Raw genomic sequence first — 25,832 nt, 5'->3', positions numbered from 1 at the left:
ACGCGCACCACCCCAACCACCACCCATCCAGGTGACGATCAGGCGCCGGGGCAACCTGCAGAAACTTACCCGATCCACCCACCCCGGTCAAACCGGGCCGAACCAGACCGCAACCCCCCAGACACACCCCAACCGGGCCAGCCTCAACCCCGCCCCGAAGGACACGACCAGACCGCCCCAACCAGGAGCATCAAGAGAGAAGATCAAACCGAGGCCGAGAGCCCGCACCCCTCAGGGCCTTGCTCCCCGCCGCACTCGGCGACAAACAGAACATTAGACGGACCTTGGCCAACCCGCAAATCGAAGCGGCGTGACGCCCGGCACAGCACGCCCTCGCGTCGTGTTTCCGCAGGTCAGCAGCCTGGAGATGCGAAAAGACCCGCCGCCCCCAGGGGGCGACGGGCCTTTTCACACGATGAAGCGCGTCAGCTGACGCCTCAGGCGCCGCGCAGGCTGCGCAGCACGTACTGCATGATGCCGCCGTTGCGGTAGTAGTTCGCCTCGCCGGGGGTGTCGATGCGGACCACGGCGTCGAACTCGACGTCGCCGGCCTTCACCTTGACGGTCCGCGGGATACCACCGTCGTTGAGCTCGGTGACCCCGGTGAAGCTGAAGGTCTCCTCACCGGTCAGGCCCAGAGACTCCGCCGTCTCCCCCTCGGGGAACTGCAGCGGGAGGACGCCCATGCCGATCAGGTTGGAGCGGTGGATGCGCTCGTAGGACTCGGCGATGACCGCCTTGACCCCCAGCAGCGCCGTGCCCTTGGCCGCCCAGTCACGCGACGAGCCGGAGCCGTACTCCTTGCCCGCGAGCACGACCAACGGCGTACCGGCGGCGATGTACTTCTCGGAGGCCTCGAACACCGTGGTGACGTCGCCGTTCCCGGAGAAGTCACGGGTGAAGCCGCCCTCCGTGCCGGGAGCCAGCTGGTTGCGCAGCCGGATGTTGGCGAACGTCCCGCGGATCATCACCTCGTGGTTGCCGCGGCGCGAGCCGTAGGAGTTGAAGTCGCGCTGCCCCACACCGTGCTCGGCGAGGTACTTGCCAGCCGGGGAGTCCTTCTTGATCGCACCGGCCGGCGAGATGTGGTCGGTGGTGACCGAGTCACCCAGCTTCAGCAGGACGCGCGCGCCCTCGATGTCGGTGACCGCCTCCGGCTCGGCCGGCATGCCGTCGAAGTACGGGGGCTTGCGGACGTAGGTGGACTCGGGGTCCCAGGCGAAGGTCTTGCCCTCGGGCGTGGGCAGCGAGCGCCACGTCTCGTCACCCGCGAAGACGTCCGCGTAGCCGTCGTCGAACATCTCCGAGGTGATCGCGCTGGCGACCACCTCCTCGATCTCCGCAGCGGTCGGCCAGATGTCACGCATGAAGACGTCGTTGCCGTCGGTGTCCTGGCCCAGCGGGTCGTTGAACAGATCGACGTCCATGGAGCCGGCGAGGGCGTAGGCCACCACCAGCGGCGGGGACGCCAGGTAGTTCATCTTGATGTCGGGGTTGATCCGACCCTCGAAGTTGCGGTTGCCCGACAGCACCGACACGACCGCCAGGTCGTTGTCGTTGACGGCCTGGCTGACCTCAGGGATGAGCGGGCCGGAGTTGCCGATGCAGGTGGTGCAGCCGTAGCCGACGAGGTTGAAGCCGAGCTTGTCGAGGTACGGCGTGAGGCCGGACTTCTCGTAGTAGTCCGAGACCACCTTCGACCCGGGCGCCAGCGTGGTCTTGACCCACGGCTTGCGCTCGAGGCCCTTCTCGACCGCCTTCTTGGCGAGCAGGGCCGCCCCGATCATCACCGACGGGTTCGAGGTGTTGGTGCACGAGGTGATCGCCGCGATGGTGACGGCGCCGTGGTCCAAAGTGAACTCGGTGCCGTCGGCCAGGGTCACGCGTGCCGGGTTGGACGGACGTCCGTCAGCCGTCGCGGCGGCGTGCTCGTGCCAGTCGTCCGGTGCGCCGCCACCGTTGCCCCCGCCTGCTCCCCCGTTGGAGGACGGGGCGTCGCTCGACGGGAAAGACTCGGCCGAGGCCTCGTCGACCGACGAGGTGACCCCGAACGGCTTGTCCTGCGCCGGGACGCCGGACTTGCGGTCCTCGGTCCCGGTCTCGTCGGCGGAGACGTAGTCGGCCAGGGCCGTGCGGAAGGCCGGCTTGGCCTCGGTGAGCGAGACCCGGTCCTGCGGGCGCTTCGGGCCGGCGAGCGACGGGACCACCGTGGTCAGGTCGAGCTCGAGCTTCTCGGAGAAGCGGGGCTCGGCGGACGGGTCGTGCCAGAGGCCCTGCTCCTTGGCGTAGGCCTCGACGAGGGCCAGCTGCTCCGCGGAGCGGCCGGTGAGCTCGAGGTACTTCGTGGTCTCCTCGTCGATCGGGAAGACCGCGATGGTCGAGCCGAACTCGGGCGACATGTTGCCGATCGTCGCGCGGTTGGCCAGTGGCAGCGCGGAGACGCCGGGACCGTAGAACTCCACGAACTTGCCGACCACACCGTGCTGGCGCAGCATCTCGGTGATGGTGAGCACGAGGTCGGTGGCGGTGGCGCCCTCGGGAAGGTCGCCGTTCAGCTTGAAGCCCACGACGCGCGGGATGAGCATGGAGACCGGCTGGCCGAGCATGGCCGCCTCGGCCTCGATGCCGCCCACGCCCCAGCCGACGACGCCGATGCCGTTGACCATCGTCGTGTGGGAGTCGGTGCCGACGCAGGTGTCGGGGTAGGCCTGCAGCTCACCGTCGACCTCGCGGGTGAAGACGGTGCGCGCCAGGTGCTCGATGTTGACCTGGTGAACGATGCCGGTGCCCGGGGGGACGACCTTGAAGTCGTCGAACGCACCCTGGCCCCAGCGCAGGAACTGGTAGCGCTCGCGGTTGCGCTCGTACTCGATCTCGACGTTGCGCTCGAACGCCTCAGGAGTGCCGAACACGTCGGCGATGACCGAGTGGTCGATGACCATCTCGGCCGGCGCCAGCGGGTTGATCTTCGCCGGGTCGCCGCCGAGGTCGGCCATGGCCTCACGCATGGTGGCGAGGTCGACGACACACGGGACGCCGGTGAAGTCCTGCATGATCACGCGCGCCGGCGTGAACTGGATCTCCTTGTCGGGCTGCGCCGTCTCGTCCCATCCGGCGAGCGCCTTGATGTCGTCGGCGGTGATGTTCGCGCCGTCCTCGGTGCGGAGGAGGTTCTCGAGCAGGACCTTGAGGCTGTAGGGCAGGGACGCAACGTCCAGGCCCTCCCCGGTCACCGCGTCGAGGCGGAAGATCTCGTAGGACTTCCCGTCCACATCGAGAGTGCTCTTCGCACCAAAGCTGTCCTGACTGGCCATCAGCCATCTCCTCGTGACGTCATGTGGGTTCGCTCGCGGACCATCTTGCCGTCGGCGCCGGGGGCACGAAAGGAAGGTTCCCCTAACTCTCAGTGCCCGGATGTTCAGTGCCTACGCGGCCCGGCCACGAGCGATATATCTCGATATCAAGATACACGAGGCCGAGGAACAGCCAGATGAATGGCCGCCGACTGGAGATTCCTCGCCGGAGACGCACCTCGTCACCGCATAGTCCCGCCGGAGGGTTCCGAGACAACGTCCGTGACCGGATCACCGGACGCCAGCCGCAGGACCTGGTCCGCACCTAACTCGCGGCCGCGGCGGCGCAGTGACGTCAGCACGTCGAGTCCGAGCGCCTCCACGGCGCGAGCCTGGCAGTGGTCGCTGAGGTCGCGCCAGACAGGGAAGACGCCGGCACCGACCTCGTCCGCGAGGCCGTCGACGGCTCCGTAGAGCAGGGCGGCGCGCTCCGGCTCGTCGCGCAGCGCCGCGGCATCGGCCAGGTGCGTCAGCTGGTGCGCCATCCCCCAGGTGTCTCCGAGCGTCCCGAAGATCCGGACCGACCGCGTGAGCATCGCGTGCGCCTCGTCAGGATCGCCCTGCACGGCACGCACCCGACCGAGCACGCCGAGCAGGACGCCCAGCGTCCACGGTGAGCCAGTCCGTTCGGCCTGCGGAAGAACGTTCGAGAGCAGGGCGGACGCCCCCGTCACGTCGCCCGCGGCAACTCGCACGTGGGCGTCTGCGATGAGGTGGGTCAAGTACAGGTGGACGTCCACCTCGACGTCACCACCGACCTCGCGCTCGACCTCGGCAACGAGCGTGCGGGCGCGGTCGAGGTCGCCTCCGTACACGGCTGCGTACGCCGCACCCACTCGTGCCCAAGCCTGCTCCGTCGCGGCACCGGCGTCGGCGGCCGACCGGACGGCAGCGGCGAAGTGCTCACTCGCGTCGGTGAACCGGCCGCGGGGCAGCACCGACCATCCCGCGAGGTAGTGCCAGCGCGCCCGGGCCAGGACCGAACCGGCGTCGGAGAGCCCGGCGGCCGCGAGCTGGCCGAGCTCGGTCAGGTGGCCACGCACGAGCCAGAAGAGCACCGCGGACGCGCAGGCCGCAGCCAGCTCGTCCGAGCGGCCGTGGCCCAGGAGACGGCGCGCGGCCACTCTGATCTCGGCGTGGTCGGCGTCGAGCCCGACGAGGGCGTCCGCCTGCTGGGGCCCCCACAGCTCTGGCCCGGCAGCGAGCAGCCGGTCGCAGTACCAGGCAGCGTGCCGATCGGCGGCCGCCTCGAGGTCCTCACCATGGTCGGTCGCACCACCGAGCAGGACGGCCCGCACCGTCGCGAGCATCGCGAACCGCGGTTCGTCCCCCACCCGCACAAGCAGCCCGTGCGCGACGAGCGTGACGTGTGCGTCGAGCGCGTCGGCCGGGTCGACCTCGGCGACTGCCGAGGCGGCGTCGAGAGTCCACGAGCCGGCGGCCACGGCAAGGCGGTGCAGGACCTCCCGGACGTGGGCCGGCAGGAGGTCCAGGCTCCAGCGGACCGTGGCAGCCAGGGTGCGCTGACGTGCCGGGGCGTCGCGCCAGGGCGAGCGCTCCCTCAGCATGACAGCGTCGAGGCGCTCGCTCAGCCGGGCGGCGGGGAGCACGGGGCTGTGGGCCGCGGCGATCTCGATCGCGAGCGGCAGGTGATCCAGACGGACGCACAACGCCGCAACGTCGGCCGCGTCGTCGTCGCCGGCCCCGCCGGCCTGACGCGCTCGGGCGCGGAACAGCGCTGCCGCGTCGCCGGGGTCAAGCGGCGGCACGAGGTGCACGTGCTCACCCCGGATCCCGAGTGGCGCACGACTGGTCGTGAGCACCGTCAGGCCGGGGACCGCGGCAACGAGCGCGGACAGCAGGGGTGACGCTGCCGGCAGGTGCTCGGCGTTGTCGAGCACGAGCAGCACGCGCCGGGTGCGCAGGCGGCGCGCGAGCACGTCGGCGAGGTCGCGCGGGCCGAGGTCGGCCACGCCGAGGGCGATCGCGACCGCCGGCAGCACCTCGGCCGGCTCGCGCAGCGGAGCGAGTGCCACGTAGGCGGCGCCGTCGGGGTGGCGGGGTGCGGCGCGCTCGGCGGCACGGAGGGCGAGCCGGGTCTTCCCGACGCCCCCGGGTCCGGTGAGCGTGACCACGCGGGCGGTGCCGAGAAGGCCCACGACGGCGTCGACCTCCGTCTCCCGCCCGACCAGCTCGTCGACCGGCGCAGGCAAGGGCGTGTGCCGGCGGCGGCGCAGGGCGTGGGCCTCGAGGGCAGCACGATCGTGACCGTGGAGGTCGAGGGCTCGCGCGAGCGCGGCCCGCGTGTGCGGGTAGGGCCGACTGCGGACGCCGCGCTCGAGGGCGGAGATCGCCGCGGGACTCAGACCCGCACGCTCGGCGAGCTCCGCCTGCGTGAGGCCCGCACGTTGACGCAGGTCACGCAGCAGGACGCCGAAGTCATCGCCCGCGGACACTCGCACACTTCACAGTGTGCTACCCGGTGTGCCTGGGAGGCCAGCACCTCGGGGGCGAGGGTGGTGACATCCGAGCACGACCACCCCAGGAGGAGAGACCATGACCGAAACCACCGCCACGAACGCCTCGGCAGCCGGGACGCCCGCCATGGAGACCCCCGATGTCACCACCATGCGGCGCCTCTACGAGGCGTTCGAGCGCCGGGACCTCGACACCGTCCGTGCGGCGATCCACCCGGACTTCGTGATGCACCAGACCGAGCTGCTCCCGTGGGGTGGCACGCACCGCGGTCCCGACGGCTACTTCGCGTTCCTCGGCACCCTGTTCAGCTACATCGAGACAACCGTGGAGATCGAGGACATGTACGACTCCGGCGACCACGTCGTCCAGGTGGGATACACCGATGGCCGGGTCCTCGCGACGGGTGGACGCTTCCGGCTGCGTGAGGTCCACCTCTGGCAACTCCAGGACGGCCTCATCATCAACTGGGCCGTGCACCTTGACGCGCGGTCGATGCTTGCCGCGCTCGGGTGAGCCGCCCGAAGTGTCCGCGGAGTTCGGCGTCTCGGAGCGGCTCCTGCTAAAGCGATTGTGGCCGTTGTCGCTACCGTCCGTGGCGCCAGACGACTCGTGGCCCCACCAGCAGAAGGGCCACGAGTCGCGGAGGTCAAGCCAACACGCCCCCGATCGTCATCACGCCGTCCGGGTCGTAGTTGCGGAGCGCCCGGCGCAGGCGCGCGAGGGTCACCTCGTCGTACGCCTCGACGTACTCCTCCGGTGTGAAGGTGAAGTTCGGCAGCCGGTGGCCGCCCACCCACGGCGCCAGCGCGTCGAGGATGGCGGCGGCGTGGTCCTCCACACCGGGGACCTCCGCGATCCCGACCACGAGCAGCGAGTACGCCGCAGCACGCGAGGCGAAGGCGCTCGGGTGCTCCCCCGGCCGGGCGAAGGCACCGCCCAGCTGGCGCACCTCGACCAGGATCTGCGGCGACGCCACACCCGGCCCGGTGAGTGCGAGCAGGACGTCCGCGGCCTCCTGGGGGAAGTCGGTGAGCACGTTGCCCGCCTCGTGGGCCGGGGTGGGGTCGAGCGGGTCGGTGTGGACCGAGTCGATCGCGGTGTAGGGCTTGTCGGCCACGTCGTCGAGAATGACGGGAGCGGCGGCACGCATCGCGGCGAACCACTTCTCCCCCTCGGTGGCGGCCCCCGTCCACACGTAGCGCACCGAGAGCGTCAGCCGACCGGCCAGCATCGGCGGCACACCGTCCATGTCGGGCAGCTGGAAGAGAGCGAAAGACGTAGTGCCGGCCTCCGGCAGCTCCGCCGACCAGGCCCGCCAGGCGTCGACGACGGCGGGTGCGTCGGCGCCGTCGAACCACAGGGAGCCGCCGTAGAACCTCGGCTGGTGAACCAGGTCGAACTCGATCGCCGTGATGATGCCGAGCATCCCCTTCGCCCCGCGCAGGGCGAAGAACAGCTCCGGGTGCTCGGTCGGCGTCACCCGCCGGAGCTCGCCGTCGCCGGTGACAACCTCGATGGCGCGCACCTTGTCGCTGGCGAGCCCGTAGGTGCGGGCCATCGGCCCGAGCCCCCCGCCGGTGGTGTAGCCGACGATGCCGACGTCGGTGATGGAGCCGGAGAGCGGCGCGAGTCCATATGGCGCGGCGGCCTCGACGACCCGGAGCCACTTCACACCGGCTCCGGCGCGGGCCCAGCCCTCCGGGTGGACCACCACCTCGTCGAGCTCCTTCGTGGTGACCAGCAGCTCGGTGCTCAGGTCGGCCATCGGTCCGTGGCCGGTTGCCTGAGGGGTGACGCGGATGCCATGCCGGGCGGCGAACCGCACACCCTCGACGACGTCCTGGGCGTCGTGGGCAGCGAGGACGGCGGCGGGCCGGACCGGGACGGCGAGGTTCCACGGCGAGACGAGGGCGTCGTACTTCCTGTCACCGGGAACGGCGACGGTGCCGATCGTTAGTGCGTCCAGTTCCGCGAATGGCACGGCGGCGGTGCTGGTCTGTGCGATGGTCATGCTTCCTCCGGGTGTGTGGCGTGTCGTCGTTGACGCGACCACGGTGGCCCCGGGTGCTTGGGCGGGACTTGGACCTGACTTGAGCCCTGGTGCGGAATCAGTCGTCAGCAGACCGGTGCGGAGCGACGAACAGTCCATCCGGGTCGGCAAGACGACGGATCCGGTGGAGGCGGTCGTACGACGTCGCCGGCCACCCGCGCCGCGCCGCAGCCTCGTAGGCCATCGAGAGGTACGACGCCCGGGACGTCCAGGGGGCCAGCGAGTCGAGGACCCGCGTGGCGTCCTCCCGTACGGCGCCCCAGCCGGCGCCCACGTCGAGCCCGACGCCGAGCACCAGGAAGGAGCCGTCGAGGTGGTCGAGCGCACCGCCGCGCGGGGCGGGCCGCGCCAGAGCGCCACCGAGGTGGCGGAGCTCGACGAACAGCAGGTTGCTGCCCGACCCGGGACCGGCCGCCGCGACGAGGGCGTCGACGGCGTCCGCCGAGAAGCCGTGGACGAGGACGCTGTTGGCGTAGACCGCGGTGGGTTCCTGCGGGTCGAGCTGGAGGTGGGCGATGTCGGCTGCGGGCACCTGCGCGAAGGTGTCGACCTCGGGCCGCAGCGCACGCAGGGGAGCGAGGGTGCGGGCTCCCGTCTCGGCGTCGCCGAGTGCCACGGCGTCGATCATCACCAGATCTCTGCCGCGCAGCTGGGCGGGCAGCCACTCGATGTCGGGCACCTGGAAGATCCGGGCCACGCTCGTCACCGACTCTGGCGCATCCTCGGTCCACTCGCCCCAGGCGGTCAGGACCCGCCGGGCGTGCCGCCAGTCCCACGCGAGCATGCCGGCGTACGCCGTCTCGACCGGCAGCAGGTCGAACTCCAGCGCCGTGACCACCCCGAAGCCGCCGTGGCCGCCGCGCGCCGCCCACAACAGGTCCAGGTCCTCGGTCTCCGTGGCGCGCACGAACGTCCCGTCGGCGAGCACCAGCTCGGCGGCCGTGATCGCGCTGCACTGCAGGCCGTGCTGGCGGGCGTACCAGCTCACCCCACCGCCGAGCGACGATCCGACCACCCCCACCCCCGGGCTGGACATGTGCATCCCGGCCAGCCCCACCCGGCCGGCGCGGGCGACGACGTCGCCCCAGAGCACGCCCGCTCCGGCGCGCGCCGTGCGACGCGATGCGTCCACGCGCAGGTCGGTCATCGCCGAGGTACGCAGCAGCACGGCGTCGTCCAGCCGGCCCGCGAGCGGCGGTGCGCCATGCCCGGTGCCCTGGGGGGCGACCCGGAGTCCCGACGCTGCGGCGGCCTTGACGATCCGGGCGACCTCCTGCGGGTCAGCCGGGTAGGCCACCGCCGCAGGGTGCTCGTCCACCTGGAGGTTCCAGGGCATCCGCGCCTCGTCGTAGAGAGGATCCCCCGGCAGGTGGACGGCACCGCCCGCCAGTCCGCGCAACGCCTCCGCGTCGGCGTTGGGAAGGGGCGTGGACTCGGGCACCGTCACCACCTCACTGCTGGGGCACCCCAGCATGGCGGGGCTCACTTGAGGATGACTTGAGCCGACGCCTCATCCGCACCTGGAAGAGGGCACGCTCGCCCGCCGGGATGTCGGCGTGGATCGCGTCGCGCACCAGCGGGTTCACGAAGTCGAGCGGCTCCCCGTCGAGGAGGATCTCGCCGCGGGCAAGTACGTCGAGGGCGGCCGCGACGTCCTCCTCAGAGCGCCGCACCAGGTCCGCTACCGTCACCAGGTCGGCCATCGGCCCCAGCACCGCCACGGCGCGCGCCACCGGGGTGACGGCGGCCGGCATACGCCGCAGGCGAAGCGTGATGAGCGACGTGATCGCGCGCGACCCTACCGCCCGGACCGTGTCGATGTGAGCCGCGTCGGGCGGCACACCCTGGTCCGCCAGCGCCCGCAGCAGCTGGCGCAGGATCAGCGGGTTGCCCGAGGTCATCCGGTGGCAGGTGGCGACAAACGCGTCGGCGCCCCCACCGAGTCGATCCGACACCAGCTCGGCGGTGCCCTTCTCGCTGAGTGGCGCGGGCTGCAGCCCCGTCACCGACTCGTGTGCGGCGAGCTCGGCCAGCAGGCCGTCGGCCTCGTGCGTCTCGCCGGTGCGCACCGCCAGCACGATCAGGATCGGGCGTCCCTCGAGGCGCTTCACCAGATAGGCGAGGAACTGCAGCGAGGCCTCGTCGCTCCACTGGAGGTCGTCGACACACAGCAGCAGTGGAGCGCTCGCCGCGAGGTTCGTGGTGATCTCGCTGAGGTCGCGGAGCACGGCGAAACGCTCGTCGCGGCGTACGACGTCGTCGACGGCGTCGAAGAGCTGGCGGACCACGCCGTACTCGAAGGCCTGCTCCAGGACGCTGCTCCGCGCCGATCTGACCGAGAAGCCGGCGCCGACGGCCAGCCGGCGGGCCTCGTCGAGCAGCCGGGTCTTGCCGATGCCCGCCGGGCCTTCGACCAGCACGCACCCGGGCCTCGCTTCGGCGAGGTCGTCGAGCATGGTGCCCAGGACGGCCAGCTCACGCTCGCGGTCCACGAGCCCGTCGGGGCTCCGTGGCCGCGGGGCCGGTTGTGATACGTCCCTGGGCCCGGCGGTGGCAGGTCCGTCGAGATCGGGCGACTGGGCGAGCACCTCCGCCTCGAGGGAGCGCAGTGCCGGCCCCGGGTCGACGCCCAACTCGTCGGCGAGCACCTGCCGCGCCCGGCGCAGCGCCGACAGCGCCGCGCCCTGGCGGTGCGCCCTGTAGAGCGCGAGGGTGAGGAGTCGCCAGCGTTCCTCGCGGAGCGGGTCATCGTTGACGAGCGTCTCGAGCTCGCCGATGACGAGCTGGGCCTCACCGAGCTCGAGACGCGTCGCGAGGAGGCGTTCACGGGCCACCGCCCTGAGCTCGGTGAGCCGGGCGATCTCCGCCTCCGCCCACGGCTCCCCCGCATAGTCGGCGTAGGCGGGCCCGCGCCACAGCCGGAGCGCGGGCTCCAGCGCGCACACCACCTCCGTCGGTGGGAGGCCCGCCGCCGACTCCACCGCCGCCTCGAAGGTCCAGGCGTCGACCGCGCCAGGCGGGAGCCGCAAGACATAGCCTGGCCCGGCACGGGCGATGACACCCTGCCGCTGCCGTGCCGTCGCGTCGGGCTCCAGCCGCCGGCGCAGGTGGCTCACATAGGCCTGGAGCGCGCCGTTTGCATCTGCGGGCGGGAGATCACCCCAGACGCAGTCGACAAGCCGATCCGCCGGGACCACCTGGTCCCGCGCGATGGTCAGACCCGCCAGTACGGCGCGCTGACGCCGCCCACCGAGGTCCACAACCACGCCGTCCCGCGTCGCCGTGAGCTCGCCGAGCACGTGCAGGTGAAGTCCCGGCTGCCCGTCCACCCCACTTCCTCGCGTCGTCTCCGTCGAGGATAGGGCCGAGTCAGGGGTGCCGGCGGCCCCGATTTTGGGCACGCGGACTCAGCGGCGCCCTGGGACCTCGGCGATCCTTCCGGCTGAGCGACGCAGGGACTGCTGCCGCTCGGGGAAGCCGCACCCGCCAAGCGGTTTCAGGCGGACGTACCTACCGAACTGCCACGAGATCGCCGGGTACCGAACTAGGACGTCCAACCCCAGCCCTTCAACCACGGTGGCCAGACGTCCTGTGTCGTCGTCGCGTTTCCCCGAAGTGGTCGGCGCCTGGCAGGCCGTCACCTACCAGCGTCTCGGCGCGCCATTTGACTCCGTGCAGGTGGTCGCGCGACATCAGGAAGTCGGCGGGGACGATTCCGAGCGTTCCGCCGATGGTGAACCACCATGGCTCGGTGACCCACCGGGATCTGAAACGGTATCTCGTTCGTCGTCCGCCTTCGAGCGGCTGCAAGGTGAATGCCCATGACCAATCGAGCGCTGCACGCTGTCGCCAGCTCTTCGGGAGATGGGTGTTCGAACGGAGCACCAGGGCTCGCTCTGGCTGCAGCTCCACGACGTGGAGCCCGCACTCGGTCTCGGGCGGCCCGTCGGGGATGAATGTCCCGACAGAGATGTCTTGGAGCTCACGGACCACCCGGTCCGCGCTGGGTCCGTTGGCGGGGAAGAGGAGGCGATCGACCCATCGCGCGGTGTACCAACCACCGCGACCCCAACCCATTTGGACCAACCATGGCCAGACCGCCGACGGTGAGGCGTCGATCGTGATGGCATGGTCGGTCTGCACGGTCGGGTGCGGAACGATGTCGTCCCCGGGCATCCGGCCAGCCCGCTCCTCGCGAGTCGAGCCGTAGGTGCGGCCGAGCCAGATCAACCCGCCTTCCATGACCCCGGCTGTGAGCAGCGCTACGACGCTCCTACGCGCACCTGCGCCCATGGTTCCTCCCGGCAAGACCTCGACACCTTCACCGTGCTGAGACACCGCCGATGCCCCTCAAGCGAACGGTCACCCAAGATGGATTCGCTCGGCCAGCTCCGCTGCGGTCGTGCGCAAGAACATCCAGTCTCCTGCATGCGCCGGCGACCCTGAGCGTCAAAGTGCTCGCTGACCTATGTTCCCGCAGTTCAGCGGCGTTGTTCCAACAGAGCGACGCACTCCACATGATGCGTCATCGGGAAGATGTCGAAGGCCCGCAGACCCGTCACGTGATAGCCGTGCTCGGCGAAGATCGCCACGTCTCGGGCCAGCGCGGCCGGGTCGCACGCGACGTAGGCCACCGCCCGGGGTGCGCGGTCGACCACCTGCTCCACCACCTTGCGCCGGGCGCCCTCGCGCGGCGGGTCCAGGACCACGAGGTCGAACGGTTCGTCGACCCCGCGCGCCAGCACCCGGTCGACCGTGCCGTGCTCGACCTTCGCGCGCACTCCACGCAGGTTGGCGGCAGCGTGGGCACAGGCCCGACGGTCCCCCTCCACCGCGACGACGCGACCCTTCTGCCCGACCGCCTCGCCCAGGAAGCGGGAGAAGAGGCCGACGCCCGCGAACAGATCCAGGACCCGCTCCCCCGGCTGCGGGTCGAGGAACCCGAGCACGGTCTCCACCAGGATGTCGGGAGCGCCGGGGTGCACCTGCCAGAACCCGTCCGCCTCCACCACGAACTGCTGCCCGGGGGCGTCATCGTGCTCCACCCCCCGGCCGCGAACGGTCTCGACGACCACCTCGTCGGGTTGCTCGCCCTCGACCCGGGCCGCAGGGTGGGCGATCAGGCACTCCTCGACCGGGATCACCTCGCGGGAGCGGTGCAGGCGCATGCCGCGCCCGCCCTCCGGCGTCGGGGTGAACTGCACGCGGGTGCGCCAGCGCAGACCGTCGGTGTCCCCGGGGACGGCCTCGACCGTGACCGGGAGGTCGAGCTTGGCCAACCGGGTCAGCTGCTCGCGCACCACCGCCGCCTTGAGCTCACGCTGGTGCCCGAGATCCACGTGCTGCAGGTCGCAGCCGCCGCAGCGACCGGGCCCGGCGTAGGGGCACGGCGGCGTCACCCGGTGGGGGGACGGCTCCAGCACCTCGACCGCGTCGCCTCGCCAGAAGCTGTCGCCGTCGGTGCCCTCGGTGATCTGAACGACCACCTGCTCCCCCGGGATGGCGTGCCGGGTGAAGACCACCCGGGTGCCGGGTGAGCCGTCGGGGGCCGGGGCCACCGCCGGGTCGCTCACGCGTACGACGCAGTGGCCGCCGTGGGCAATCGGCCCCACGGTGGCGGTGAAGCGCTCCCCCACGCGGGAGGCGCCGCGCTCCTTGCGCGGTCGCGGGGTGGAGCGGCTGGAGCGGTTGGGTCGGGTCATCGGATCACCATCATCGAGTCACGGGGGTGTCTGTCGTTTGCGGTCGGTGGGGGTCGTGCGCAGCTGGCCGCGTCGTACGTCGCCGGCGAGCACCCGGCCCCGCTCGCGCTCCTCGCGCTCGTCCTGGGCGTGGAGCGAGGAGTCCAGCTGGTAGGGCACCGACGTCACCATGACGCCGGGGGTGAACAGGAGCCGGCCCTTGAGTCGGAGAGCGGTCTGGTTGTGCAGGAGGTGCTCCCACCAGCGCCCCACGACGTACTCGGGGATGTAGACGGCGACGACGCCGCGCGGATGCGAGCGGCGGATCTCCACGGCGTAGTCGATGATCGGCTTCACCAGCTCGCGGTAGGGCGAGTGCAGCACCTTGAGGGGGACGTCGAGGTTGCGCTCGTCCCACTCCTCCAGCAGGCGGTTGGTCGAGGCGTCGTCGACGCCGACGTAGATCGCCTCGAGGACGTTGGGCCGGGTCGCCTTCGCGAACGCGAGCGCACGCAGGGTGGGCTTGTGCAGCTTGCCGACCAGGACGATCGCGTGCACCCGGGTCGGCAGCACGCCGTCCTGCTCGTCGGCCGCCAGCTCGGCGGAGACCCGCGTGTAGTGGCGGTGGATGCCGCGCATCAGGACGAAGAAGCCGGCCATCGCCAGGATCGTGATCCAGGCGCCCTCGAGGAACTTGGTGACGAGGACGATGACCAGAACGACGGCGGTGAAGGAGAGCCCGATGGCGTTGATCACCCGGGAGCGCTGCATCCGGCGACGCTCGACGGGCCTGGTCTCCGACTGGAGGTGGCGCGTCCAGTGTCGGATCATGCCGAGCTGGCTGAGGTTGAAGGAGACGAAGACGCCGACGATGTAGAGCTGGATGAGCCGGGTCACCTGGGCGTCGAAGGCCAGGATCAGCGCGATCGCCATCACCGCGAGGAACACGATGCCGTTGCTGTAGGCGAGCCGGTCTCCGCGCGACCCGAGGGCACGTGGCGCGTAGCCGTCCTGGGCCAGGATCGAGCCGAGCACCGGGAAGCCGTTGAAGGCGGTGTTGGCCGCGAGCACCAGGATCACGCCGGTCACGGTGACGACGAGGTAGAACCCGGCCGGGAAGCCCTCGAAGACCGCGTCCGCGATCTGCGCGATCACCGTGTGCTGGTCGTAGCCCTCCGGCAGCATCTCCCCGGTCGCCGTGCGCAGGCGATCCATCTCGTGCGGGTCGACGTACCTGATCCCCATCTCCCGGGCGAGCACGATCACCGAGACCATCATCGTGATCGCGATCGTGCCCAGGAGCAGCAGCGTCGTCGCGGCGTTCTTGCTCTTGGGCCGGCGGAAGGCCGGCACCCCGTTGGAGATCGCCTCCACCCCGGTGAGCGCCGCGCAGCCCGACGAGAAGGCACGCGCGAGCAGGAAGAGCAGCGCCATCGTGGTGAGTGGGCCCTCGTATCCCGGTGCCTCCACGATCTGCAGGTCGGCGCTCTCCACCTGCGGCAGCGTGCCCCGCACCAGTCGGTAGAGCCCGTAGCCGCACATGCCCAGCATCGAGACCATGAAGATGTAGGTCGGGACGGCGAAGAAGGTCCCGGACTCGCGGATGCCGCGCAGGTTCATCGCCGTCAGCAGCACCACGAGCAGCGTCGCGAACGTCGCCTCGTGCCCGCTGAGGAAGGGGATGGCCGCCGCGGCGTACTGGGCGCCTGACGAGATCGAGACGGCCACCGTCAGCACGTAGTCGACCAGCAGTGCGCTGGCCACCGTGGTGCCGGCGGTGCGACCGAGGTTGACGCTGGCGACCTCGTAGTCGCCGCCGCCGCTCGGGTAGGCGTGCACCGTCTGGCGGTACGACGCGATCACCGCGAGCATCACCAGGGCGACCGCGATCGCGACCTTCCACGACCACATGTAGGCCGACGCGCCGGCGATCGACAGCATGATGAAGACCTCGTCCGGGGCGTAAGCCACCGACGAGAGCGCGTCGCTGGCGAAGACCGGGAGGGCAATGCGCTTGGGGAGAAGAGTCTCCCCCAGCTGGGAGCTGCGGAGCTTGCGCCCGAGCAGGATCCGTTTCGAGACGTCGCCGACACTCACGAACGGACACACTAGACCGCTTCAGCGCGCCAGGTCGCTTCCCCGGGCAGGCCTGCGCGGCGCGTGCGGGACGATCCGGTCGGGAGCGATGCCCCGCTGGGATACGGTGCCCGGGTGCATGTCGTGATCATGGGCTGCGGCCGAGTGGGTTCGACACTCGCGCGCAGCCTCGAGGACCGCAACCACACCGTGTCGGTGATCGACAGCAACCCCGACGCCTTCCGGCGCCTGGGTCCGTCGTTCAACGGCGACAAGGTGACCGGCTACGGCTTCGACCAGGCGGTGCTGACCAAGGCCGGCATCAAGCGGGCCGACGCCTTCGCAGCGGTCTCCAGCGGTGACAACTCCAACATCATCGCCGCGCGGGTCGCCCGGGAGACCTTCGGGATCCAGCAGGTCGTCGCGCGGATCTATGACCCGGGTCGCGCCGAGGTCTACCAGCGCCTGGGCATCACCACCGTCGCCACCGTGAAGTGGACCGCCGACCAGGTCCTGCGCCGGCTGCTCCCCGCGGGGGCCGAGCCTGACTTCCGCGACCCGTCCGGCACGATCCGGCTCGACCACGTGCCGGTGCCCCAGGCCTGGATCGGGCATCGCACGATCGAGTTCCAGCAGCAGTCGCGCAGCCGGATCGCCTGGATCGACCGGCTCGGCGAGGGCATGCTCCCGACGCGCGACACGGTGATCCAGGAGGGCGACCTGCTGCACCTGGTGATGCGCGAGGAGTCGGCCGCTCACGCCTACGCCGTGATCGACAACGGGCCGGCCAGCGAATGATGGGCCACCACATGACGGGCCAGCGAACGACGAACCACGAGGCAGGAGTGCACTGATGCGGGTCGCCATCGCCGGGGCCGGCGCCGTCGGGCGCTCGATCGCCCGCGAGCTGATCGAGAACGGCCACGAGATCCTGCTCATCGACAAGAACGCCGAGTCGATCAAGCCCGAGCGGGTCCCGCACGCCGAGTGGCTGCTGGCCGACTCCTGCGAGCTGTCGTCCCTGGAAGAGGCCCGCCTGGACCGGTGCGACGTGGTCATCGCGGCGACCGGGGACGACAAGGCCAACCTGGTGACCGCCCTGCTGGCCAAGACGGAGTTCGGCGTGCCGCGCACCGTCGGTCGGGTCAACCACCCCAACAACGAGTGGCTCTTCACCGAGGCCTGGGGCGTCGACGTCAGCGTCTCCACCCCTCGCATCATGTCCGCGCTGGTCGAGGAGGCGGTCACGGTCGGCGACCTGGTGCGGTTGTTCACCTTCCGCCAGGGCAACGCCAACCTGGTCGAGATGACCCTGCCCGCCGACTCCCCCCATGTGGGGACCCCATCGGGCCTGGTGCCGTTCCCGGACAACTGTGCGCTGGTGACGATCCTGCGCGACGGACAGGTCTACACCCCGGACCCCGAGCAGCCCCTGGAGGCAGGCGACGAGCTCCTCTTCGTGGTGCCCGCCGACGTCGAGGAGGAGCTGGAGCGACTCCTCGCGCCGACCACGCGGCGCTCCTGAGGCGGGCGTAGGGCCCGCCGTGGCGCATACTCAGAGGTATGACCCGACGCCCAGCCCCCCGCCACCTTGCCAGCAGCCCGTTCGCACCCGAGCCCGAGCCCACCATCGAGAACTTCGCCTGCGACGACCTCGTCTCGCACGACTCCTACGGCATGGGCCGCGTCGTCGGCTCCGACGCCGGCGCCGTCACGGTCGACTTCAGCACCGGGACCGTGCGCATCACCAGCCCCTTCGCGAAGATGACCCGCCTCTAGGCCTCCACCCCGGAAGCCGACTAGACGCTGCTGGGCCCCACGGGCGTACGGTCGCGGCCCAGCAGCCAGGCCATCGCGGCCAGGGCGGCCAGCTGCAGCGGCCAGCCCAGCCCGATCTTGAGGATCCCGAGCGTCGCGACCGCGGTGTCGGCATCGATCCCCCCTGAGGACCCTCCCCACCAGACGGGGGCCTGCAGGATGACGCGCAGGGCGCACGGCACCACCAGCACCCACGTCAGCCGGGTGCAGAGCCTCACGATCTGCGGATCACGGTGCCAAGCCGTCGCATCGCCGGTCACGCTGCCGACCATGAAGCCGACCAACGGCCACCCGACCACGCAGGTCAGGCCGAGCAGCACCGCATAGCCGGTGTTGTAGAGGATGCCGGGCAGGAAATAGGCCAGCGCCTGGTCGTCGGCACTGCCCCCGGACCTGGCCGACATGCGCACGAACAGCCAGCCGATGCCGATGCCGAAGATCGCGTTGAGGCAGAACTGCGGCGTCGAGCGCTGGACCACCCGCACCAGGAGCAGCAGCCCGGCGACCGCCAGGCTGACGAGCAGCGCGGTGCGCAGGTCGTCCCCGATGAGCCAGGTCGCGGTGAAGAGCACTGTGGGCACCGCAGCCTCGACCATGCCGCGCCGGCCGCCGAGTGCCTTGGAGAGCTCGCGCCGCACCACCGCCTCGACGGTGTCGAGCGACGGCGACGCCCCGGGAGTGTCGGCTGCCGACCCGCTCACGGGCGGAGCTCGTAACGGGGGTTGAACATCACGCGGACCCCCTCCTGGACGCCGATGCGCCCCTCGACCTGCATGGCGCGCCCCGGCGAGATGCCGGTGATCCGGCGGCGGCCCAGCCAGATGAGCGTGATCACCCCCGACCCGTCGTACAGCTCGGCCTCGAGGGCAGGCGCACCCCCGCGCGGACGCAGGGTGACGGTGCGCAGCGTGCCGCGGAGGCGGACGCGCTCGCGGTCCGGGGCCTGCGCGATCGACATCCCACCGGGCTCCGTGTGCGTCTTGCGCAGGTCACGGGCCTCCTGGTCCGCCGAGCTGGCCCAGCGGCTGATGCGGCGCCGCAGAGGGGACTTGTCGGGGCTCATCTGGTGCTAGCCGCTGCGTCGTGCGTTGGCCGGCATGACCAGTGGCAGGGCGTCGCCCACCGGCATGGCGCCCTCACCGCGGCGTACGACGATGCCGGCGATCGTGCTCTCCCAATCGGCGGCAGCCTCGGGATCGACTGCGGGCCGGCCCAGGAGCGTCGCCCGCAGCAGCCAGCGCGCGCCGTCGAAGCCGATGATCCGCGACGGCTGGACGGCGGTGGTGCCGTCAGCCCGTCGCACGGAGAGCTGGCAGGCCAGCTCGGTGCCGAACTGACCCTCCTGCTCGGTCGCCGTGCCGCCGCGCTGCGCCATGTCGGCGGCGATCTGCGGACGGACGTCGTCCCAGAGCCCGCCACCGCGTGGGGCCGCGAAGGCCTTGAGCTCCAGCGCACCGTCCGGCGCGGCGATGACCACCGACTGCACCGTCTTGGTCTTCTCGTCCACCTGCAGGCGCAGCTCGCGTCCGGGGGTGGGGGTGATCAGCAGCGAGCCCAGGTCGATGCGCTGGACCCCGTCCGCGAGGTCGACCTCGTCGACGTCGTGGGGGCGCACCTCGAGGACGGCCGGCGCCGTCTCCTCGGCCGTGCCGGAGGCTTCCCCGGATGCGGGGGCCCCCTCGGCGGCAGAGGTGTCGGCTGAGGCATCGGCCGGGGTGGACTTGCGACGGAACTTCACTGTGACTCCTCGATCGGGTGCGGCGGGTTCAGAGCGGACCGAAACCGCCGGTGGAACCGTATCCCCCGGTGCCACGGACCGACTCGGGCAGCAGGTCCACCTCGACGAAATGGGCCCGCTCGACCCGCTGGATGACCAGCTGCGCGACCCGGTCGCCGCGGCGCAGCTCGACGGGCGTGGCCGGGTCGTGGTTGATCAGCATGACCTTGATCTCTCCACGGTAGCCAGCATCCACGGTCCCCGGGGAGTTCACGACGGACAGGCCGTGGCGAGCCGCCAGACCCGACCGGGGGTGGACGAGCGCGACGAACCCGAGCGGGAGGGCGATCGCCACCCCCGTCGGGACGAGGGCCCGCTCCCCCGGGGCCAGTGTCACATCGACGGTGGTCATCAGATCAGCCCCGGCGTCCCCGAGGTGGGCATAGGCGGGGGCGGGCAGCTCCGGGTCGAGCCGGAGCAGCTGCACGTCGACGTCGGCGGGGAGGTCGGGGGGAAGGGGCTGAGACATGGCGGGAAGACCTTATCCAACGCCGATGCCCGGAGTCGCTTCCACGCCCCGTGCACGCGCCCCGCGCGCACACCCCGGCACCTGACCCGCTGCGACGGCACACGGGGCGTGGTGGGAGGATCTGCGGCGTGGAATATGCGGAGCGACTCACCGTGCCGCTGCGGTGGTGGGTCCAGGGGACGATGCTGGTGGCCAGCATGTGGCTGGCTGTCGTCGTGGCCATGCCGGCGGTCGCCGCGTGGAGCGTCACCGGCGTCATGGTGCTGCTGCTGGTCCTGTCCCTCACGTCGTACGGCGCGGCGCGGGTGAGCGTCTCGGACGGCGTCTTGCGCGCCGGCTCCGCACACATCGAGGTGCACCTGCTCGGTCCGGTGGAGGCGCTCGACGCCGAGGCCACCCGGCTGGTCGCGGGCCGCGACGCCGACGTGCGCGCACACCTGGTGCTGCGGCCCTACCTGAAGCGCTCGGTCCGGGTCACGATCGCCGACCCCGCCGACCCCACGCCGTACTGGCTGATCAGCACGCGGCGCCCCCAGGAACTGACCGCCGCGCTCGCCACCGCCCGCGACGCCGCGCGGGCCTCGCACGGGGACTGACGCATGCCCCCGGCCTCGGCTGGGTAGTGTGAGGACTCTGCACCAACTGCATTCCCCTCATCCCCCGGCCAGCTCTGGCCACACCCACAGGAGGACCGATGGCATCGGGTTCGAAGCTCTGGTCGGTCTTCTCGCTCGGATCGGCGCTGTTCGGCGCCGCGGTCGCGAAGAAGGCCCTCAACACGTCGTGGCGCACCGCCACCGGGAAGAACCCTCCCGCGAACCCCGCCGACCCCGACGTCGACCTCTGGGAGGCCGTGATGTGGGCCGCCGCGAGCGGCACGATCGTGGCGATCGCCCGGATGCTCGCGGCTCGCAAGGCTGCCGACTACTACACCCGCTCGACCGGTCACCTGCCGCCCGACCTGGTGAAGGACTCCCAGGACGCCAAGAAGGCCGAGGCGACGACGTACTGACGCGCTTCCCCCGCACGGGGGGCTCCGCGCGACGAAAGGGCCGCCACCTCGATGAGGTGGCGGCCCTTCGCTGCAGGCGTGGAGCGAGGACGCGTCAGGCGCAGTCGCGGCAGATCAGGTTCTTCTCGTCGACGAGCTGGCTGCGGTGGTGCACCAGGAAGCAGCTCATGCAGGTGAACTCGTCATCCTGACGGGGCTTCACCTCGACGGCGAGCTCCTCGTGGGACAGGTCGGCGCCGGGCAGCTCGAACGACTCGGCCGCCTCGGCCTCGTCCTCGTCGACCTTGCCGGAGTTCTTGTCGTGACGACGGGCCTTGAGCTCCTCGATGCTCTCTTCGCTCTGGTCCTCTTCGTTCTTGCGCGGTGCGTCGTAGTCAGTCGCCATCGTCATCCACTCCTATGAGCAGGTCTGCAGAATTGCCTGTCGTTCCCGGCGCCAGGATTGTGCACCATTCCCGCAGGACTCGCACACCCGGTGTCCGTCGAGCGCAGAACGCCCCCTGTGGCGGGGCTATTCCCGCTCCGACTCCCCTGCCGAAGCCCCGGCGAAACCGGCCTCGAGGACCGATGCCCGGAACTCCTCGAACCCGTGACCAGGGGCACATAGGAGCAGGTCGGCCCCGCTCGCGCCGACCATGATCTCGGTGCGCGCACCGGCCTCGCGCGCGACGAGAGCACCCGCTGCGTGGTCCCACAGGTTGATGCCCTCCTCGACGTAGGCGTCCGCGCTGCCGTCGGCGACGTGGCACAGGTCCAGGGCGCACGAGCCCATCCGGCGGATGTCGCGGACCCGCCCGATCAGCCGGCCCACTGCGGCGGCCTGCCGCACCCGCCGCTCGGCGTCATAGCTGAAGCCGGTCAGCACCAGGCGCTGGGCGAGCGGCGCCGGGTCCCGCACCGTCAGCGGCGAGCCGTCACGCCACGAGCCCACGCCACGCACGGCGGTGTACTCGACGCCGGTCGCGACGTTGAGCACCACGCCCGCCTCCACCTCGCCGTCGACCTGCGCGGCGACGGACACGGCGTACTCGGGCAGGCCGTAGAGGAAGTTCACGGTCCCGTCGATCGGGTCGACCACCCAGCGGACGCCGGTGGCCTCCCCCGGGCCGGCGGCCCGCTGGCCGCCCTCCTCACCGAGGAAGGCGTCGTGGGGGCGGGCGTCGGCGATGACCCGCCGCAGCAGCTCCTCGCTGGCCCGGTCGGCCTCGGTCACCGGGTCGACCGAGCTGCTCTTGGTGGCCGCCACGCTCACGCCGGCGGCCCGACGCTGAGCCACCAGTGCGGCGGCCTCTCGAGCAGCGCGCAGGGCGACCTCGAGGAGCTCGCTGCCGAGCCCGTCCCCTCTCTCGGGGGATCCGTGACTCACGCGCTCGCCACGCTGGGGTCGTCGACGCCGGCCAGCGTGGGGCGCGCAGCCCGCGGGTTGGGGCAGCAGTCGACGGCGCAGCGGTCCCACACCGCACCGAGACCGCCACAGACCGCTCGCTCCGGCGACTCGCCGCGCTCGGCCGCGGCCCGCTCGAGCAGCAGCTCGCGCACGGTCGCCACGAAGCGGGCGTCCGTCCCGGCCGTGGCTGCCCGCACCGCCGGCATCGAGAGCTCCTCGGCGGTGGCCATCGCCTCGGTGTCGAGGTCGTAGATGACCTCCATGTGGTCGGAGACGAACCCGATCGGGGCCATCACCACGCCGCCGGTCCCGGCGGCGGAGAGCTCGCGCAGGTGGTCGTTGACATCGGGCTCCAGCCACGGGATGTGGGGGGCGCCCGAGCGGGAGCAGTAGACGAGGGCGTGGTCGTGGCGGCGGCCGGTGCGCTCCTCGACCCGCGCCACGATCTGGGCCATCAGGTCCTCGTGCTGGGCGACATAGGCGCCGCCGTCGGGACCCGACCCGTCGTTCATGCTCACCGGCACCGAGTGCGTGACGAACGTCAGGTGGGCGTCGTCGCGCACGTCGATCGGCAGCTGCTCGATCGCCGCCAGCGTCGCGTCGGCGTTGGCGTCCACGAAGCCGGGGTGGTTGAAGTACATCCGCAGCCGGTCGAGCTGGAGCTCCGGGGCGTCGGGGTCCTCGGCGCGCAGGGCGGCCACGGAGTCGGCGAGGTTCTCGCGATACTGCCGGCACCCCGAGTACGACGAGTAGGCCGAGGTGAAGATCACAGCGATCCGACGATGTCCGTCCGCCGCCATCTGACGCAGCGCGTCGGTCAGGTAGGGGTCCCAGTTGCGGTTGCCCCAATAGACCGGCAGGTCGACGCCGTGCTCGGACAGGTCCGCGCGCAGGGCTGCCAGGAAGGCGCGGTTCTGGTCGTTGATGGGCGACTTCCCTCCGAAGAGGAAGTAGTGCTCACCCACCTGCTCGAGGCGCTCGCGGGAGATGCCGCGCCCACGCGTCACGTTCTCGAGGAAGGGGACGACGTCCTCGGTCTTCTCCGGTCCCCCGAAGGACAGGAGCAGCAGGGCGTCGTAGGGGCGGGCATCGGTCGTCATGGCCCAATCGTAGGAGCGCCCAGCAATCATCCGGCAATCATCCGGCAATGCGGCCGGTGAGGGCCGTGAGTCGTAGGCTCACGGCCGCCATGCTCGCCACCTATCGCCGGGTGCTCACGGTCCCCGGAGCCCTCACCTTCTGCCTCGCCGGCCTCGTCGCGAGGCTGCCGATCTCCACCGTGGGGCTCGGCATCGTGCTGCTCGTCTCCGCGGACCGGGGGTCGTACGGCGCCGCCGGGACCGTGTCCGCCGCCTACGTCCTGGCCAACGCCGCCCTCGCCGTCGTGCACGGACGCCTGGCCGACCGGTGGGGGCAGCACCGCTCGCTGCCGACGGCGGTCGTGGTCTTCGCCCTGGCGATGACGGCGCTGGTCTGGGCCGTCGAGAGCGGCCAGTCGCTGGTGCTGGTGCACGCCTGCGCGGCGGCCGCAGGAGCGGCGTACCCCCAGATCGGGTCGTGCGTGCGGACCCGCTGGTCCCACGTCCTGCGCGATCCCGGCCAGGTCCAGACCGCCTACGCCCTCGAGGCCGTCGTCGACGAGACGATCTTCGTGCTCGGCCCGGTGCTGGTCACGTTCCTCGCCGTGGCGTGGCACCCGGTCGCCGGGCTCTCGGTCGCGGTGGTGGCCGGCGTGAGTGGCACGTTCGTGCTCGCGGCGCAGCGGGCGACCCAGCCGCCGCCGCACCGCCACGACCACGCGACCGGCCCGCGCCCCCGGATGCCGTGGGCGACGATCGTCCCGCTGACCGTGGTGTCCCTCGCCCTGGGCGGGCTCTTCGGGGCCACCGAGGTGTCGACGGTCGCCTTCGCCGAGGAGCTCGGCGCCCCGCAGCTCGCCGGGGTGCTGCTCGCGCTGTGGGCCCTGGGGTCGCTGACGTCCGGCCTCGTGACAGGAGCCATCCACTGGCGTGGCGACCCCGCGCTGCGGGTGCGCTGGGGCATGGCGGCGCTGGCGCTGACCCTGGCCCCGCTGACGTTCATCGGCTCGCTGCCGTTGATGGGCGTGGTGCTGCTCCTCGGCGGGCTCGCGATCTCGCCCACCCTGATCGCGACCCTCGCCGCCACCGAGCGCAGCGTCCCCGCGGCGCGGCTCACCGAGGGGATGTCGGTGCTGTCGACCGGGATGGCCGCCGGGGTGGCGCCCGGTGCCGCGCTGGCGGGAGCCATCGTCGACTCCCACGGGGCGTCGGCCGCCTACCTCGTCGCCACCGCGGCAGGTGCGCTGGGCACGGTCGCCGCGCTGGCCACGCGGCGTACGCCGACGTCCGGCGTGGCAGACACCGGCGCACACCCGCCGCCGAGCACTACGCTGCCTCCGCAGGCCATCGGGGCCCCTGACCCGGGGTCCCCATCGACCCGGGAGTGAGGGGCAGACAGACGTGAGCAGCGAGATCTGGCGCAACTGGTCGGGACTGGAGTCCGCGCACCCGCAGCGCGTCGAGACCCCCCTGGACCCCTCAGCGGTCGTGGCGGCGGTCGAGCGGGCCCGCACCGAGCGGACGACCGTGAAGATGGCGGGCACCGGACACAGCTTCACAGCGATCTCCGCTCCCGACCACACCCTGCTGCGACCGGGCGGCATGAGCGGGATCGTCGCCGTCGACCGCGACGCGATGACCGTGACGGCCCGGGCCGGGACGCAGCTCAAGACGCTGAACGCCGAGCTGGAGCGCCACGGGCTGAGCCTGCACAACATGGGCGACATCGCCGAGCAGACCCTCGCCGGCGCCGTCTCCACAGGCACCCACGGCACGGGCGGCGTCGTCGCCGGCCTGGGCGGCCAGCTGGCGGGCCTCGAGCTCGTGACCGGGACGGGCGAGGTGCTGCGTGCCAGCGAGCACGAGAACGCCGACGTCCTCGACCTGGCCCGGGTGGGCCTCGGCGCACTGGGCATCCTCACGACGGTGACCTTCCGGGTCGAGCCGCTCTTCGTGCTGCAGGCCCACGAGCAGCCGATGACGTGGGACGAGGGGCTGGGCGGGTTCGACGAGCGGATCGAGGCCCACCACCACGTGGACATGTACTGGTTCCCCCACACCGACCGGATGCTCGCCAAGACCAACGACCGCCTCGACGTCGGGCTCGACGAGGTCGAGCCGCTCCCCCGCTGGCGCTCCTGGCTGGACGACCGCTTCCTGTCCAACACCGTCTTCGGCGCCCTCACCGCGGGCGCCAACCTGGTGCCGCGCGCGGTGCCCGCGATGAACCAGCTGTCGGCGCGCGCGCTGAGCGAGCGCAGCTACAGCGACGTGGCGCACCGGGTCTTCACCTCCCCGCGCGACGTCGTCTTCCGGGAGATGGAGTACGCCGTCCCGCGGGCCGCCGGGCTCGAGGCGCTGCGCGAGGCGCGTCGGGTGATCGAGGCGTCAGGGTGGCGGATCAGCTTCCCGGTCGAGATCCGCTCGGCCCGCGGCGACGACGTGCCGCTGTCCACCGCCCACGAGCGGGACTCGGTCTACCTCGCCTTCCACACCCACCGCGACGCCGACCACGCGGCGTACTTCACGGGGGTGGAGCAGGTGATGGTCGCGCACGGCGGCCGCCCGCACTGGGGCAAGGTGCACACGCGCACGGCCGCGGACCTCGCCGACCTCTACCCCCGCTTCGCCGACTTCCTGGACCTGCGCGAC

Annotated in this window: 23 protein-coding genes; 8 read left to right on the top strand and 15 right to left on the bottom strand. The window is 71.6% G+C overall.

Annotated features, from left to right (window positions below; genetic code table 11):
• Positions 1-437: 437 nt before the first annotated feature.
• Both ACYU7L_RS16510 and ACYU7L_RS16505 read right to left on the bottom strand, forming a co-directional pair.
• Positions 438-3,314 (bottom strand): aconitate hydratase, encoded by a 2,877-nt coding sequence (locus tag ACYU7L_RS16510; RefSeq protein ID WP_460798797.1) that lies wholly within the window; start codon positions 3,312-3,314, stop codon positions 438-440.
• A gap of 221 nt (positions 3,315-3,535) precedes the next feature.
• Positions 3,536-5,815 (bottom strand): ATP-binding protein, encoded by a 2,280-nt coding sequence (locus ACYU7L_RS16505; RefSeq protein ID WP_460798795.1) that lies wholly within the window; start codon positions 5,813-5,815, stop codon positions 3,536-3,538.
• A 94-nt stretch (positions 5,816-5,909) separates the two neighbouring features.
• Here ACYU7L_RS16505 and ACYU7L_RS16500 point away from each other — a divergent pair, with 94 nt between their 5' ends.
• Complete coding sequence (locus tag ACYU7L_RS16500; protein WP_460798793.1) at positions 5,910-6,344, top strand: nuclear transport factor 2 family protein; 435 nt, start codon at positions 5,910-5,912, stop codon at positions 6,342-6,344.
• 133 nt (positions 6,345-6,477) lie between these two features.
• Here ACYU7L_RS16500 and ACYU7L_RS16495 read toward each other — a convergent pair whose 3' ends face one another.
• From ACYU7L_RS16495 to ACYU7L_RS16470, 6 genes are all read right to left on the bottom strand, one after another.
• The gene (locus ACYU7L_RS16495; protein WP_460798791.1) at positions 6,478-7,842 is read right to left on the bottom strand and encodes an FAD-binding oxidoreductase; all 1,365 of its coding nucleotides are present in this window, start codon (positions 7,840-7,842) and stop codon (positions 6,478-6,480) included.
• Between the two features lie 97 nt (positions 7,843-7,939).
• Positions 7,940-9,322, bottom strand: coding sequence for an FAD-binding oxidoreductase (locus tag ACYU7L_RS16490; protein ID WP_460798789.1), 1,383 nt, complete (start codon positions 9,320-9,322; stop codon positions 7,940-7,942).
• A 10-nt stretch (positions 9,323-9,332) separates the two neighbouring features.
• Positions 9,333-11,210: a BTAD domain-containing putative transcriptional regulator gene (locus ACYU7L_RS16485; RefSeq protein ID WP_460798787.1), complete on the bottom strand. Its 1,878-nt coding sequence runs from the start codon at positions 11,208-11,210 to the stop codon at positions 9,333-9,335.
• Between the two features lie 238 nt (positions 11,211-11,448).
• Positions 11,449-12,219 (bottom strand): hypothetical protein, encoded by a 771-nt coding sequence (locus ACYU7L_RS16480; RefSeq protein WP_460798785.1) that lies wholly within the window; start codon positions 12,217-12,219, stop codon positions 11,449-11,451.
• 143 nt (positions 12,220-12,362) lie between these two features.
• Positions 12,363-13,583, bottom strand: a complete 1,221-nt coding sequence (locus ACYU7L_RS16475) for a class I SAM-dependent RNA methyltransferase (RefSeq protein ID WP_460798783.1) — start codon at positions 13,581-13,583, stop codon at positions 12,363-12,365.
• An 18-nt stretch (positions 13,584-13,601) separates the two neighbouring features.
• Positions 13,602-15,659 carry an APC family permease gene (locus ACYU7L_RS16470; RefSeq protein WP_460798780.1) on the bottom strand — a complete coding sequence of 686 codons (2,058 nt, stop codon included), beginning with the start codon at positions 15,657-15,659 and terminating at the stop codon, positions 13,602-13,604.
• A gap of 114 nt (positions 15,660-15,773) precedes the next feature.
• On the opposite strand from ACYU7L_RS16470, the gene ACYU7L_RS16465 reads away from it, so the two are divergent.
• Genes ACYU7L_RS16465 through ACYU7L_RS16455 form a run of 3 tightly spaced genes read left to right on the top strand, consistent with a single transcriptional unit; the run spans position 15,774 to position 17,417 of the window.
• Positions 15,774-16,436 (top strand): potassium channel family protein, encoded by a 663-nt coding sequence (locus ACYU7L_RS16465; protein WP_460798778.1) that lies wholly within the window; start codon positions 15,774-15,776, stop codon positions 16,434-16,436.
• A gap of 55 nt (positions 16,437-16,491) precedes the next feature.
• Positions 16,492-17,163 (top strand): potassium channel family protein, encoded by a 672-nt coding sequence (locus tag ACYU7L_RS16460; RefSeq protein ID WP_460798776.1) that lies wholly within the window; start codon positions 16,492-16,494, stop codon positions 17,161-17,163.
• Positions 17,164-17,201: 38 nt separating this feature from the next.
• The gene (locus tag ACYU7L_RS16455; RefSeq protein ID WP_460798774.1) at positions 17,202-17,417 is read left to right on the top strand and encodes a hypothetical protein; all 216 of its coding nucleotides are present in this window, start codon (positions 17,202-17,204) and stop codon (positions 17,415-17,417) included.
• A gap of 20 nt (positions 17,418-17,437) precedes the next feature.
• On the opposite strand, the gene ACYU7L_RS16450 is transcribed toward ACYU7L_RS16455, so the two are convergent.
• From ACYU7L_RS16450 to dut, 4 genes are read right to left on the bottom strand one after another with little or no spacing between them, the layout of a single operon-like run.
• Positions 17,438-18,157 (bottom strand): DUF3159 domain-containing protein, encoded by a 720-nt coding sequence (locus tag ACYU7L_RS16450; protein WP_460798772.1) that lies wholly within the window; start codon positions 18,155-18,157, stop codon positions 17,438-17,440.
• On the bottom strand, positions 18,154-18,519 hold the full coding sequence (locus tag ACYU7L_RS16445; protein ID WP_460798770.1) for an OB-fold nucleic acid binding domain-containing protein: 366 nt from the start codon (positions 18,517-18,519) through the stop codon (positions 18,154-18,156). Before ACYU7L_RS16445 ends, ACYU7L_RS16450 begins: the two co-directional genes overlap by 4 nt.
• Before the next feature lie 6 nt (positions 18,520-18,525).
• Entirely contained in the window at positions 18,526-19,194 is a 669-nt protein-coding gene (locus tag ACYU7L_RS16440; RefSeq protein WP_460798768.1) for a DUF3710 domain-containing protein, read from the bottom strand.
• A 28-nt stretch (positions 19,195-19,222) separates the two neighbouring features.
• Positions 19,223-19,702 (bottom strand): dUTP diphosphatase, encoded by a 480-nt coding sequence (dut, locus tag ACYU7L_RS16435; protein WP_460798765.1) that lies wholly within the window; start codon positions 19,700-19,702, stop codon positions 19,223-19,225.
• 128 nt (positions 19,703-19,830) lie between these two features.
• On the opposite strand from dut, the gene ACYU7L_RS16430 reads away from it, so the two are divergent.
• Together ACYU7L_RS16430 and ACYU7L_RS16425 are read left to right on the top strand one after the other, a co-directional pair.
• A complete protein-coding gene (locus ACYU7L_RS16430; RefSeq protein WP_460798762.1) occupies positions 19,831-20,298 on the top strand; it encodes a DUF3093 domain-containing protein in 468 nt (155 codons plus the stop codon).
• Positions 20,299-20,396: 98 nt separating this feature from the next.
• Positions 20,397-20,714, top strand: a complete 318-nt coding sequence (locus ACYU7L_RS16425) for a DUF4235 domain-containing protein (protein ID WP_460798759.1) — start codon at positions 20,397-20,399, stop codon at positions 20,712-20,714.
• A gap of 94 nt (positions 20,715-20,808) precedes the next feature.
• Here the strand turns inward: ACYU7L_RS16425 and ACYU7L_RS16420 are convergent, their stop codons facing one another.
• From ACYU7L_RS16420 to ACYU7L_RS16410, 3 genes are all read right to left on the bottom strand, one after another.
• Entirely contained in the window at positions 20,809-21,099 is a 291-nt protein-coding gene (locus tag ACYU7L_RS16420) for a DUF4193 domain-containing protein (RefSeq protein WP_460798755.1), read from the bottom strand.
• A gap of 126 nt (positions 21,100-21,225) precedes the next feature.
• A complete protein-coding gene (locus ACYU7L_RS16415; RefSeq protein ID WP_460798753.1) occupies positions 21,226-22,080 on the bottom strand; it encodes an inositol monophosphatase family protein in 855 nt (284 codons plus the stop codon).
• Complete coding sequence (locus ACYU7L_RS16410; RefSeq protein ID WP_460798751.1) at positions 22,077-23,201, bottom strand: ferrochelatase; 1,125 nt, start codon at positions 23,199-23,201, stop codon at positions 22,077-22,079. The genes ACYU7L_RS16415 and ACYU7L_RS16410 overlap by 4 nt, the downstream gene beginning before the upstream one ends.
• A gap of 65 nt (positions 23,202-23,266) precedes the next feature.
• Between ACYU7L_RS16410 and ACYU7L_RS16405 the strand changes: the two genes are divergently transcribed.
• Both ACYU7L_RS16405 and ACYU7L_RS16400 read left to right on the top strand, forming a co-directional pair.
• Positions 23,267-24,568, top strand: a complete 1,302-nt coding sequence (locus ACYU7L_RS16405) for an MFS transporter (RefSeq protein ID WP_460798748.1) — start codon at positions 23,267-23,269, stop codon at positions 24,566-24,568.
• Between the two features lie 13 nt (positions 24,569-24,581).
• Positions 24,582-25,832 (top strand): D-arabinono-1,4-lactone oxidase (locus ACYU7L_RS16400; protein WP_460798746.1); only part of this gene is annotated, 1,251 nt, incomplete at its 3' end.

It is taken from the genome of Nocardioides pacificus (genome assembly GCF_054775955.1).
The sequence above is the reverse complement of the archived record's forward strand: the minus strand, read 5'-3'. Positions and strand labels throughout refer to the sequence as shown.

Coding starts and splice junctions, on each gene's coding strand:
- ACYU7L_RS16420 (WP_460798755.1), bottom strand. CDS start 21,099: ATGGCGACTGACTACGACGCACCGCGCAAGAACGAAGAGGACCAGAGC.
- ACYU7L_RS16500 (WP_460798793.1), top strand. CDS start 5,910: ATGACCGAAACCACCGCCACGAACGCCTCGGCAGCCGGGACGCCCGCC.
- ACYU7L_RS16425 (WP_460798759.1), top strand. CDS start 20,397: ATGGCATCGGGTTCGAAGCTCTGGTCGGTCTTCTCGCTCGGATCGGCG.
- ACYU7L_RS16455 (WP_460798774.1), top strand. CDS start 17,202: ATGACCCGACGCCCAGCCCCCCGCCACCTTGCCAGCAGCCCGTTCGCA.
- ACYU7L_RS16460 (WP_460798776.1), top strand. CDS start 16,492: ATGCGGGTCGCCATCGCCGGGGCCGGCGCCGTCGGGCGCTCGATCGCC.
- dut (WP_460798765.1), bottom strand. CDS start 19,702: ATGTCTCAGCCCCTTCCCCCCGACCTCCCCGCCGACGTCGACGTGCAG.
- ACYU7L_RS16495 (WP_460798791.1), bottom strand. CDS start 7,842: ATGACCATCGCACAGACCAGCACCGCCGCCGTGCCATTCGCGGAACTG.
- ACYU7L_RS16510 (WP_460798797.1), bottom strand. CDS start 3,314: ATGGCCAGTCAGGACAGCTTTGGTGCGAAGAGCACTCTCGATGTGGAC.
- ACYU7L_RS16445 (WP_460798770.1), bottom strand. CDS start 18,519: ATGAGCCCCGACAAGTCCCCTCTGCGGCGCCGCATCAGCCGCTGGGCC.
- ACYU7L_RS16475 (WP_460798783.1), bottom strand. CDS start 13,583: ATGACCCGACCCAACCGCTCCAGCCGCTCCACCCCGCGACCGCGCAAG.
- ACYU7L_RS16410 (WP_460798751.1), bottom strand. CDS start 23,201: ATGACGACCGATGCCCGCCCCTACGACGCCCTGCTGCTCCTGTCCTTC.